Origin of the sequence: Vibrio sp. 10N.286.49.B3, assembly GCF_002873395.1 — a bacterium.
Classification (GTDB): domain Bacteria; phylum Pseudomonadota; class Gammaproteobacteria; order Enterobacterales; family Vibrionaceae; genus Vibrio.
Genome location: NZ_MCUV01000009.1, coordinates 44,229 through 55,693 on the forward strand (window position 1 = coordinate 44,229; position 11,465 = coordinate 55,693).

Annotated in this window: 11 protein-coding genes; 6 read left to right on the forward strand and 5 right to left on the reverse strand. The window is 40.9% G+C overall.

Annotated elements, in window-relative coordinates; translation table 11 throughout:
* Positions 1-65 precede the first annotated feature (65 nt).
* Genes dinG through BCU68_RS05355 form a run of 5 tightly spaced genes read left to right on the forward strand, consistent with a single transcriptional unit; the run spans position 66 to position 4,879 of the window.
* Complete coding sequence (dinG, locus tag BCU68_RS05335) at positions 66-2,141, forward strand: ATP-dependent DNA helicase DinG (protein ID WP_102563760.1); 2,076 nt, start codon at positions 66-68, stop codon at positions 2,139-2,141.
* A gap of 38 nt (positions 2,142-2,179) precedes the next feature.
* Entirely contained in the window at positions 2,180-2,959 is a 780-nt protein-coding gene (locus BCU68_RS05340) for a TSUP family transporter (RefSeq protein WP_102563761.1), read from the forward strand.
* Complete coding sequence (locus BCU68_RS05345; RefSeq protein ID WP_102563762.1) at positions 2,956-3,504, forward strand: primosomal replication protein; 549 nt, start codon at positions 2,956-2,958, stop codon at positions 3,502-3,504. Before BCU68_RS05340 ends, BCU68_RS05345 begins: the two co-directional genes overlap by 4 nt.
* Before the next feature lie 2 nt (positions 3,505-3,506).
* The gene (gene rsmS / locus BCU68_RS05350; protein ID WP_102563763.1) at positions 3,507-3,674 is read left to right on the forward strand and encodes a pleiotropic regulatory protein RsmS; all 168 of its coding nucleotides are present in this window, start codon (positions 3,507-3,509) and stop codon (positions 3,672-3,674) included.
* Between the two features lie 38 nt (positions 3,675-3,712).
* On the forward strand, positions 3,713-4,879 hold the full coding sequence (locus tag BCU68_RS05355; protein ID WP_102563764.1) for a cupin domain-containing protein: 1,167 nt from the start codon (positions 3,713-3,715) through the stop codon (positions 4,877-4,879).
* Between the two features lie 85 nt (positions 4,880-4,964).
* On the opposite strand, the gene BCU68_RS05360 is transcribed toward BCU68_RS05355, so the two are convergent.
* The gene (locus BCU68_RS05360; RefSeq protein WP_102563765.1) at positions 4,965-7,082 is read right to left on the reverse strand and encodes a methyl-accepting chemotaxis protein; all 2,118 of its coding nucleotides are present in this window, start codon (positions 7,080-7,082) and stop codon (positions 4,965-4,967) included.
* A 160-nt stretch (positions 7,083-7,242) separates the two neighbouring features.
* On the opposite strand from BCU68_RS05360, the gene xthA reads away from it, so the two are divergent.
* Positions 7,243-8,052, forward strand: a complete 810-nt coding sequence (gene xthA / locus BCU68_RS05365; RefSeq protein WP_102563766.1) for an exodeoxyribonuclease III — start codon at positions 7,243-7,245, stop codon at positions 8,050-8,052.
* 89 nt (positions 8,053-8,141) lie between these two features.
* On the opposite strand, the gene BCU68_RS05370 is transcribed toward xthA, so the two are convergent.
* From BCU68_RS05370 to BCU68_RS05385, 4 genes are all read right to left on the reverse strand, one after another.
* Positions 8,142-8,825, reverse strand: coding sequence for an ABC transporter permease (locus BCU68_RS05370; protein ID WP_102563767.1), 684 nt, complete (start codon positions 8,823-8,825; stop codon positions 8,142-8,144).
* Positions 8,826-8,827: 2 nt separating this feature from the next.
* Entirely contained in the window at positions 8,828-9,568 is a 741-nt protein-coding gene (locus BCU68_RS05375; protein WP_102563768.1) for an ABC transporter permease, read from the reverse strand.
* Positions 9,569-9,663: 95 nt separating this feature from the next.
* On the reverse strand, positions 9,664-10,440 hold the full coding sequence (locus BCU68_RS05380) for an ABC transporter substrate-binding protein (protein ID WP_102563769.1): 777 nt from the start codon (positions 10,438-10,440) through the stop codon (positions 9,664-9,666).
* Positions 10,441-10,530: 90 nt separating this feature from the next.
* Positions 10,531-11,301: an ABC transporter ATP-binding protein gene (locus tag BCU68_RS05385; protein WP_102563770.1), complete on the reverse strand. Its 771-nt coding sequence runs from the start codon at positions 11,299-11,301 to the stop codon at positions 10,531-10,533.
* Between the last annotated feature and the right edge of the window lie 164 nt (positions 11,302-11,465).

The window sequence follows — 11,465 nt, forward strand, 5'->3', positions numbered from 1 at the left end:
GTTGCCGAAAATGAATCTGTCAGATAGATGTGCTATTATCATTTATCCGTAAAATAGGTCACAGTATGTTAACCAATAAAATCCAAACCGCTATCCGATCAAGTTATCAAAACCTGCAGCATCAACTTGATAATTTTATCCCGCGTCGTGCACAGAATTACCTTGTTGCTGAAATAACCAAAACATTATGTGGTCATTATCACGATTCAAATCGCATGATTGTTGCTGAGGCAGGAACTGGAATTGGCAAATCATTGGCTTATTTAATGGCTGCTATACCTGTTGCCGTTTTAAATAATCGTAAAATAGTCATATCAACAGCAACTATTGCTCTACAGGAACAGTTAGTTGAAAAAGATCTGCCTCTTTATCGACAAATATCGGATGTGCCTTTCACATTTATCTTAGCGAAAGGTCGACAACGTTACTGCTGTAGTGAAAAATTAGCGACCGCGAGCGGTGTTGATGGTGGTCAATTGGCCATGTTTGAAACTAAGCCAAAGAAAAAAGATATCGACCAACTTGAACTTATGTATAAACGCTTAGTTGATGGTAAGTGGGATGGAGCTCGTGACTCATGGCCAAAACCTATCGAAGACAGTATTTGGCAATTAATCGTCAGTGATAAGCTGACTTGCAATAACAGTATGGCGTCACACCGTCACTGTCCTTTCCAAAAAGCACGATCTGAACTGGATAAAAATGATGTCATTATCGCTAACCATAGCTTAGTGATGGCTGATGCTGATTTAGGTGGCGGCGTCATTCTCCCTGAGCCTGAAGAAACTATCTATATCTTCGATGAAGCGCATCATTTACCTCATGTTGCCCGCGATCACTCCTCTGCTTCAGCGAGTTTATTAGGTGCCGCCAGTTGGCTAGAGCGATTAAATACATTGATTGCCAAGTTTGCTAATTTAGCCGATGAAAAGCGCGTTGGCCGATTTAGAAATGAACTGCAAGATGCTATTCAACAACTGCTGCCAAGTTTAACTCAGTTAAGTAAACAGTTTGATGCTAGCCAGTTTGAAGATAGCCTCTATCGATTTGAACATGGCGATCTCCCCGAGTGGCTAGAGAGTGAAGCCAAAGACCTTAAACAGTTAAGCAGTAAAGCCTACCAAGCAACGGCTAAAATTGCCGATCTTATTGCTGAGCGAGTAAAAGATGGGGAAATCTCCGCTAAAATGGCAGAGCCAGCGCTCGCTGAAATTGGCTTTTATATCCAACGCATGGAAAATTTAGCGCAAGTCTGGAAGTTAATGGCAGAGCCTAAACGAGAAAAAGGCGCACCATTAGCAAGATGGCTGGCACTATCAACTGATCGAGAAGGTGATTTTACGGTTAATGTTTCCCCTTTAGAGGTTGGTTGGCAACTTGATCAACAAATTTGGAGTCGTTGTGTGGGTGCAGTATTAGTCTCTGCCACTATCCGTGCGTTAAATTCGTTTGATTTCTTTTGTCACCAAGCTGGTATCAGCCTAAAACAAGAAGATGGTGTGCAATTTTTAGCACTTGCATCCCCTTTTGATTATCAGAATAATGCAGAACTGTTCGTGCCAAAAATGCAATATGAACCGCAAGCACCTCAGTTTACGGACTATCTTATTAAAATTTTGCCTAAGTTAATTAAAGACAAGCAAGCTAATTTAGTTTTATTCTCTTCTTATTGGCAAATGAAGCAAGTGACTCAAGGCTTAGAAACTATTGCATTGAAAAATGATTGGTCATTACAGGTCCAGGGATCAACATCACGCAATGAAATTCTAAAAAAACATAAACAGCGGGTAAAAGAGAAAAAAACCAGCGTGCTATTTGGTACCGGCAGTTTTTCCGAGGGGCTTGATTTACCAGGTGATTTATTGACAAACCTAGTCATTACTAAGATCCCATTTGGTGTACCAACGTCACCAGTAGAACAAGCGCATTCTGAGTATATTGAAAGCCGTGGTGGTAATCCTTTTATGCAAATCACAGTCCCTGATGCGAGCAAGAAACTGATCCAATCAGTGGGGCGTTTACTGCGTAAAGAGCAAGATTCTGGTAGAGTTATTATCTTGGATCGCCGTGTTGTTACTAAGCGTTACGGTAAGGCATTGTTAGACTCGCTTCCGCCTTTTAAAAGAAATATTGAACATTAAACGTATCAATTAAATTTAACCTAGGACATATTCGATTAATGGAACTTCTTGAGCCCACAACACTGGTTATTTTAGCCCTCGTTGCTTTTCTGGCTGGATTTATTGACGCCGTTGCTGGCGGCGGCGGTATGCTCACTGTGCCTGCTCTACTTTCAATTGGTTTGCCTCCGCATATTGCATTAGGCACCAATAAATTAGCAGCGACTTTTGCCTCTTCAACCGCGGCTTTTACTTATTATAGAAAGCGCTTATTTCAGCCTGAATGTTGGAAAAATGCCTTTATCTCAACACTCATTGGCGCAACAATCGGTACGTTAGTGGTGGATATGATCAGTACTGAGTGGCTACAGAAAGTTCTGCCTTTAATCATTCTTGCTGCTGCTTTTTATACCATCGTGCATAAAGCGCCGAGCGCCAACAGTAACTCGATACCACCTCCTTGCCCTAAAATGAAAAAGAAGCAAATTATACAAGGGTTTAGTTTGGGGTTTTATGATGGTGTTGCAGGTCCTGGAACCGGTGCATTTTGGACGGTGAGTTCAATGGCATTATATAAAGTGAATATTTTACTCGCTTCTGGCTTAGCCAAGGCGATGAACTTTACGAGTAATTTTACCTCTTTGGTTACTTTCGCAATACTTGGTCACATTAACTGGATGCTAGGTTTAACCATGGGAGTCTGCTTGATGGCTGGTGCATTTGTTGGCGCTCACTCTGCGATTCATTTTGGCGCTAAATTTATCCGCCCGGTCTTTATTACTATGGTCAGCATCTTAGCCGTTAAACTTGCTTATGATGCGTGGTTTGTTGCCCTATGAGTCAATTTAACCAACTCGGACCTATGCTTGATGAGTTAGCACTCAAAGCGGCACAACTCGATCGACTACGCGGAGAGCATCATCAACCTTTATTTGATGAGCATCTCTTTCACTGCAAAGCGCGGCTTATTGTTCCTTGCGTGCAAGAAGCCAAAAGTACGTTTACCACGATAATACGTGAGCAAAAAAATCAGCGCTTAACAGCCACACGTGCTGAATACCTAACCGAAGTTTTACTTGCTCAAATTGGCGCGATTCAACGTGAGTTAGCGACTAAAAATATCCGTCGTGTTGAGATCAAGCACAGCAGTCACTATCGTAAACCTATTAATGCGCTCTATGATGAGTATGGTCAGCACAAAGAGTGGACACGTCGCTTGCAAGAACTTGTCCTACAAAAACAAAATGAGCTTGCCAAAGCTCCCGTTTTTCATCAACAAGCCGCTCAACAGGCTCTTTTAGTTGCTGAGCAAAGACTGGAACGTTGTGAAGCTGCCATGCTGAAAATAGAAAATAAAATCCACCATAGAGAAAAGAACCAATAAAAATGACCCAGACTTCCTCACCTTCACCTCTTGATGATGCCCCTCAAGAAATAAAACTTGCGGTTGATCTTATCTACTTACTTGAAAGTAATGAGATAGATCCTCAAGTTGCGCTCAACGCTTTAAAGATCGTGCAAAACGATCTTGAGTCAAAGATTACCTCTAATTAATCACAACCACACTCTTTCCAGCAATATAAAGGCAAACCATGTACCAACTCTCTTTTTCTCTATCAGAGTTTCTAACTCAATACTGGCAAAAAAAACCAACCATCATCAAAAAGGGATTTCAGAACTTTCAAGATCCAATGAGCCCAGATGAACTGGCAGGTCTGACGATGGAAGAGGAAGTGGATAGCCGCTTTGTTGCTAACCTTAATGATCAATGGATTGCTGAACACGGTCCATTTAATGAAGATAAGTTTGCTCAACTGGGCGAGACTAACTGGTCTTTCATTGTTCAAGCGGCTAATCATTGGCATCAAGGTGCTGCACAATTAGTAAAACCGTTTCAGACAATGCCACAGTGGTTATTTGACGATCTGATGATCAGCTACTCTGTTCCAGATGGAGGGGTTGGTCCTCATATTGATCAGTACGACGTGTTTATCATCCAAGGTAGTGGTAAACGTCACTGGCGTGTTGGTGATAAAGATATTGGTCAATATAAAGAAGTCAGTCGTCACGCTGCTCTACGTCAAATCGAAAGCTTTGAGCCTATTATCGATGACATTCTTGAACCTGGTGATATTCTTTATATTCCGCCAGGCTTTCCTCATGATGGCTATGCTCTTGAACCATCGATGAGTTACTCGATTGGTTTTCGTTCACCAAAAGAACAAGAGTTAATCAGCAATTTCGCCGACTATGTGCTTGCTAATGATATGGGTGATGTTCATATGCATAACCCTGACCTAGCCACGCAGAATGAGTATGGCGTTATTAATAAAGAAGCGAGAGAGCAACTTGTTCACATGCTACTAGCAAGCTTACAAGACAAAACAACCATTAATGACTTCTTAGGTAGTACGTTAAGTCAATCTCGCCATCAACTTGATATTGTTGTCCCAGCAGAACCTTGGGAGGCTGAAGAAGTTCAGCAGCATTTAATCAATGGTGGTGACATTCATAAGGTTGCTGGTCTACGTGCCCTTTACCATGATAATGAGCCTGGCGTTGCTTACATCAATGGGGAGATGGTCAAAGTAGGTAATGAGGAGCAAACGCTGTTAACGGTATTGTGTAATAAAGACAGCTTTACTGCGCAAGATATTATCAACAGCCAAGCACAAGATGAGCCTTTAGCTATATCAGCCAGCAGCATTGCTTTAATCTGTGAGCAAATTAATAAAGGCTACTGGTTTATTGAAGATTAAGTTCTGACGAATCAAACCCTTTCTAAATAGATCATATAAATAACAGCGAATACATTAATAGAGTATTCGCTGTTTTTTACTTTATCTACACCTTAAACTGACCAACAATTTTCTGCTGCTCAACGGATAGTGTTTTTATCGCACTACCGACTTGTTCTGACGTTGATGCCTCTTGTAATATTTGTGCACTTAAGTCACGAATATTCACTACGCTCTGGTTAACTTCGCTCGACACCGATTGCTGCTCTTCGGCTGCACGCACAATTTGACTGTTCATGTCTGTTATCGATGAGATAGATTCAAAAATAACCTGTAATTCATTCACAGCTTGCTGAACATGGCTTGCTGTATCATTAGCCAATACATTACCTTCTTGTATCGCCTTCACTACATTTTGCGTACCAAGCTGCACCTTATCTATCACTAATCGAATCTCGCTGACAGAAGATTGTGTGCGCCCGGCAAGACTGCGGACTTCGTCAGCGACAACGGCAAAACCTCTGCCTTGCTCACCTGCACGTGCTGCCTCAATCGCAGCATTCAAAGCCAATAAGTTGGTTTGATCAGAAATGCCTTCAATCACCGCTAAGATTTCAGTAATGCTGCCATTGTTGACCGCTAACTCTTCAACGACGGGAACTGCACTGCTCATTCTGGTGACGAGTTTGACCATCTCTGTGGCTGATTGCTCTATAACGTCCTGGCCCTTGCTTGCCGACTGATTCGCTTGTTGAGCAGCATCGACAGCAACTTCTGCATGCTGTACCACTAAACTGGCTGTTTGTGTCATCTCTTCTGCTGCTGTGGCAACAAGATCGACTTCTTTAAACTGTGCATCACTGCTGACCCGCGTATGTGACGCTGCTTTTTCTGCTTGTATACTGGTTTTTGCCACTTTTTCAGTTGTTGCAACTACTTGGATTATCGTTTGCTGGAGCTTATCTAAAAATTGATTAAAACCATGTGATAATTGCCCTACTTCATCTTGTGACTTCACTTCTAACCGTTGTGTTAGGTCACCTTCACCAGAAGCGATATCTTGTAAGCGTCTCACCACTTCACGAATCGGTTTGACAATGCTCATTGATAGCGCCGTTATGATCGCTAAGCCAAATAAGGCAACAAAGATACCGACGGTGATTTCCGTTTTAATACTTTGTGATAAGTTCTCGCTGATCAAAGTATCAATCAATTCCGCATCCGCTAAAATGCTTTGGCTTGGAATTTCTAATATAATTCCCCAAGTTTGATTGGCTATATTAATCGGTGCAAATACTGTTAACCATTGACCATCAGAACTCCAATTTGTCACCATTTTCTGCTCGGTAATTAAACGAGTACGCTGATCTGGATCGATCAAAGGGCTTGCGAATTTTTCCCCTAGACTCTGCCCTTCATCAGCTGCGACAACGGTACCTTCAGCACTGATAATAGTGACATTTCCCTTACCAGAAAATAGGCTAGCGTCGGTTGATTGCACAGTATCAGTTAGCCTACTCAGATCTAAATCTATACCAAAGAAACCAATCACATTTCCATCATCAATAATCGGTACTGAAACAGAGCTTAGCAACGATTGATGTGAACTACCTTCTCTAGGTCTTGGCTGACTAATACAAGTAAGTTGCTCACTGATTGGGCATAAAAATCGATCGTGGTTATTCGCCGAATTGAGTTCACGCTCACTTAATACTTGTAATTGAGTATCAAGATTACGATCGGTCGACACCGTCCAATAAGGAGCAAAACGACCGGTATCATTTGAGCCTACATAATTAGCATTAATATAGTTACTGTCTTCGTTGTCTAATTGCTGTGGTAAGAATACAAGGTAGGCACCATTAATCGATGCAAAAGTATTGACGGATTGTTGAACGACAAGGCTGAGCGAACTGCGAAGATCTTCACTTGCAATAAAGTTATCTTCTGCATTTTGTTTTAAAAATAGTGAGGTACCAGCCAAGACTTCGGCACGATAAACAGCTTCATTTAAATACTCATGAACTTCATTGGCATTTAATTGTGCACGAGTTTCTAGTAACTGTTGTGATTTTTCAATGACTGATTTAGCGGTATGATCTTTAATCGTTTTCTGATTTTCAACGGCATTAAAAACCGAGAAACCAATTAAAGAGATTGAGGTTAGTAATAAACAGCAACCGGCTAAAAATGTTATTTTCCATTGTACAGATAGTGAGCGCATAATATATCCTTATATTAAGCCAAAAACTTCATAACCTTATGAATAGCTTAAGGGTTAATTACACCATATTCTTGCTATAATACAATTGAAATAATCAATAAATTAACCTTTTCTGAACAACTTGATTAAAAAACTCTTTATTTACATAGAAGGACACATCATGAAAGTTATTAGCTTTAATATCAATGGACTCCGTGCCCGACTGCATCAGCTACAAGCAATCATAGATAAGCATCAACCTGATATTATTGGACTACAGGAAATTAAAGTTCATGATGAAGCATTCCCTATTGCCGATGTTGAAGCGATGGGTTATCACGTCTATTTCCATGGTCAAAAAGCACATTATGGTGTGGCTATGCTTTGTAAACAGAAACCGAACGCTGTGCAAAAAGGCTTTCCGACAGATAATGATGAGCATCAAAAGCGCATGATCATGGCAACCTTTGAAGATGATAACGGGCAAAAAACAACGGTTTTAAATGGCTACTTCCCTCAAGGTGATAACATTAAGCATGAAACTAAATATCCTTATAAAAAGCAGTTCTACGCTGACTTAATGGGTTATTTAGAGCAATACCATAATAATGAGGAACAGTTGATTATTATGGGAGACATTAATATTAGTCCTACTGACAAGGATATTGGTATTGGTGAGCCAAATGCAAAACGATGGTTAAAAACGGGCAAATGCTCTTTTCAACCAGAAGAGCGCCAATGGCTAAAAACGTTATTAGATTGGGGCTTTGTTGACACCTTCCGCCACCTTTATCCTGATGCTACCGAGCAATACTCTTGGTTTGATTACCGCTCAAAAGGCTTTGTTGATAATAGAGGGTTGCGTATCGATGTAATTTTAGCGACGCCTAGCCTTAATCAACAATGTACTGAGTCGGGTATTGATTATGAGTTACGGGGCATTGAAAAACCCTCTGACCACGCGCCTATTTGGTCGACGTTTAGCCAATAAGCTAACCAATCAAACCCTAAGCTGAAACGTTACTTTAGCCCAACATTCACTATTTTTTAATCAAAAGATTAGTTGGGCTAATGATTGAATTACTGTGATTCTAATGGTCTTAAATACGCTAAGAAACGTTTCTCTGCCCACTTAAAAGCGGCAATAATAATAAAGGTCAACCCCATATAAAATAAGCCAGCCATTAGAAAAGACTCAAATGGTGCATAGTAGCGAGAGTTAACCAAACGCGCAGCACCTGTCAAATCAAGTATCGTAACAATCCCTGCCACCGCTGAACCGTGCAGCATAAAAATGACTTCATTACTGTATGCCGGTAAAGCTCTTCTCAATGCACTGGGTAATATAATTCGTTGATAGGTTTTAAATGGACTCATGCCATAGGCTTTAGCGGCTTCCACTTCACCCTGCGGTAGACCGTTAATCGCACCGCGAATAATTTCGGCGGTATAAGCACTGGTGTTAAGCACAAATGCCACCAAAGCACAAAACCATGCATTCTCCCATAATGTATTTTGAACCGGGAAAAACTGATCCATACCATAATAAATCAGATAGAGCTGAATAAGTAACGGCGTACCTCGGAAGAAATAAATGTAGAACCACGCTGGCGCACTGAATAAGTAGTTTTGGCTATTACGAATAATCGCTAGCGGTATTGCAATACATAAACCGATGAGGAGCGATACTGTCACGAGCCATACCGTTCTCCATAGCCCATCTAGATAGATAGGTAAACTTTCAATCATTAATGAAAAATCCATACCTACCTCATATGAAGACTAAATTTCCGCTCTACCAGTTTGAGCAAACCTGTAGATACGCTGGTGAAAAATAAGAAAATAACCGCAACTGACATATAGAAAGTAAATGGCATTTTTGTTGAGCCAGCGGCCAGCGCACTCACTCTGACCATATCTTCTAAACCAATAATCGAAACCAGCGCTGTGGTTTTTAATAACACCAACCAGTTATTACCAAAACCAGGCAGTGCGTGACGTATCATCTGGGGTAACAAAATGCGGCGAAATGCTAATATTGAGCTCATGCCATACGCTTTTGCTGCTTCTAACTCTCCTCGATCAACCGCCATAATGGCACCACGGAATGTTTCTGCCATATAAGCACCAAAGATAAAGCCGATGGTCAAGATACCGGCAACAAATGGGCTAACATCGATATAATCGGGGACATAGGCTGTCCATTGATGGCTCGCATTTTTCGCGCTGAACCACTCATTCAACCATTCATTGATTGCGTACAGACTATTATTTAATAAGATCTGTCCGCCAAAAAAAATCAGCATCATTAATACTAAATCGGGAATACCACGAATAACAGTGGTATACAGTGTCGCAATAACACGAGCAAAGCGATAAGTTGATAACTTGGCAACAGCTCCAATCATCCCTAATACTAGCGCGAGTAATAACGATAACAAGGCGACTTGGATAGTTAATACAGCTCCTTGAAATATAGAAGCCTCGTAACCATGTAAATCAAGCATAAAGAATTCCAACAGACATCGAATAACGATGTAGAGGTGAATAAGAGAGAAGCACCTTTTGATGCTCCACTCTTATTTAGATTGTGAAAGGAAGATTATTCGCCGTAAACGTCATACTTGAAGTATTTAGCGGCAATCTCTTGGTAGATACCCTTTTCTCTTAGTGCAAGAATGGCATCATCCAGCTTTTTAGTCAGTTCTTTATCTTGCTTGCGTAGTGCGATACCAAAGCCTTCACCAAACCACTGAGGATCCGTTAGTGATGGTCCAACAAACTCGTAAGCTTCACCACCAGCTTTATTTAATACACCTTCTTCTAATGCTGATGCATCACCAAGTACCGTAGCAATACGACCATTAGCAAGATCTAAATACGCTTCATCAAAAGAGCCGTAACGAACAATCTCAATTGATTTTCCGTAAGTATCGGTTAGGTATTTGTCATGCGTTGTTGCACGCTGAACACCAATTTTTGTGCCTTTAAATCCTTCTGGAGAGAAGTCAAGACCTGCGTCTTTTTTAGCAATAAAGTTGTTTGGGATAAGTGCGTATTTACCCGTAAAATCGATTCTTTTCTTACGCTCTTCTGTGATCGACATTGCTGCAATAATCGCATCATATTTACGAGCTAATAGAGAAGGAATAATACCATCCCAATCTTGAGCAATAATTCTACATTTCACTTCAAGTTCGGTACAAAGCGCATTAGCCATATCAACATCAAAGCCTTTTAGCGAGCCATCTGCCTCAGTCCAACTAAATGGAGGGTAAGCACCTTCAATACCAAAACGTACTTCTTTCCACTCTTTTGCTTGAGCCATTCCAGCTGTTGCCGTTGCTGCTAGCGTTGCAGCCAATAACCACTTTTTCATATTAACACTCCATGTTGTTGTTCTAATTTTCAGTTTATTTTTTCGTTTTAAACTCACTGACTTAACCAGTAAATTGTTAAATAAAAGTATTTAGTAAATAGAGGATATAAATTGCTGTAATCTTTCTGATTCTGGATTAGTGAATAACCTTGCAGGATCGCCTTGTTCTTCTACTCGCCCTTGATGCAAAAACATAACATGATTAGAAACATCACGCGCAAACGCCATTTCATGCGTTACAACTAACATCGTTCTGCCTTCTTCTGCTAGATCACGCATGACACCGAGTACTTCTCCGACCAATTCAGGATCAAGTGCTGACGTTGGCTCATCAAACAACATAACCTCAGGATCAACCGCTAACGCCCTAGCAATAGCAGCACGTTGTTGCTGCCCACCAGAAAGATGCCCAGGGTAGTAATTTTTTCGTTCGTATAAACCGACTTTCTTAAGTAATAGTTCTGCATTCTCTATCGCTTGTGCTTTCGGTACACCCAATACATGTACGGGTGCTTCGATGATATTCTCAAGTACAGTTAGATGAGACCACAGGTTAAACCCTTGAAATACCATAGCTAAACGAGAGCGAATCCGTTGAACTTGCTTTTCATTAACGGGAACTGTTTCACCTTGGCGGTTATTTTTCATTTGAATTAATTCACCATTAACCCAAATATCGCCCGATGTCGGTGTTTCTAATAGATTAATACAACGAAGAAAAGTACTTTTACCCGATCCTGATGATCCGATGATAGAAACGACATCTCCTTTATGCGCAGAGAGTGAAATGCCCTTTAATACTTCATTTTGACCAAAGGTCTTATGCAGCTCTTTAATATCAAGTGCTGGTGCTTCTTGCATGCGTTTATTCCCTTTGTGTCAAACAAACAGGTGCTCCGACCTTTATCTAGCGTACAAACTAGCACCCAGAACAAAAACTTGCAACATTTTATCAACCCGAACATCCTGCATAAAAAGTCACATTTGCTAGATCTACAGTCAAAAGCAGCGATTAACGCTTAATG

What these genes read in the sequence shown, in the direction of transcription:
- dinG (WP_102563760.1), top strand. Translation starts at nt 66, where the DNA reads ATGTTAACCAATAAAATCCAAACCGCTATCCGATCAAGTTATCAAAAC.
- BCU68_RS05340 (WP_102563761.1), top strand. Translation starts at nt 2,180, where the DNA reads ATGGAACTTCTTGAGCCCACAACACTGGTTATTTTAGCCCTCGTTGCT.
- BCU68_RS05345 (WP_102563762.1), top strand. Translation starts at nt 2,956, where the DNA reads ATGAGTCAATTTAACCAACTCGGACCTATGCTTGATGAGTTAGCACTC.
- rsmS (WP_102563763.1), top strand. Translation starts at nt 3,507, where the DNA reads ATGACCCAGACTTCCTCACCTTCACCTCTTGATGATGCCCCTCAAGAA.
- BCU68_RS05355 (WP_102563764.1), top strand. Translation starts at nt 3,713, where the DNA reads ATGTACCAACTCTCTTTTTCTCTATCAGAGTTTCTAACTCAATACTGG.
- BCU68_RS05360 (WP_102563765.1), bottom strand. Translation starts at nt 7,082, where the DNA reads ATGCGCTCACTATCTGTACAATGGAAAATAACATTTTTAGCCGGTTGC.
- xthA (WP_102563766.1), top strand. Translation starts at nt 7,243, where the DNA reads ATGAAAGTTATTAGCTTTAATATCAATGGACTCCGTGCCCGACTGCAT.
- BCU68_RS05370 (WP_102563767.1), bottom strand. Translation starts at nt 8,825, where the DNA reads ATGGATTTTTCATTAATGATTGAAAGTTTACCTATCTATCTAGATGGG.
- BCU68_RS05375 (WP_102563768.1), bottom strand. Translation starts at nt 9,568, where the DNA reads ATGCTTGATTTACATGGTTACGAGGCTTCTATATTTCAAGGAGCTGTA.
- BCU68_RS05380 (WP_102563769.1), bottom strand. Translation starts at nt 10,440, where the DNA reads ATGAAAAAGTGGTTATTGGCTGCAACGCTAGCAGCAACGGCAACAGCT.
- BCU68_RS05385 (WP_102563770.1), bottom strand. Translation starts at nt 11,301, where the DNA reads ATGCAAGAAGCACCAGCACTTGATATTAAAGAGCTGCATAAGACCTTT.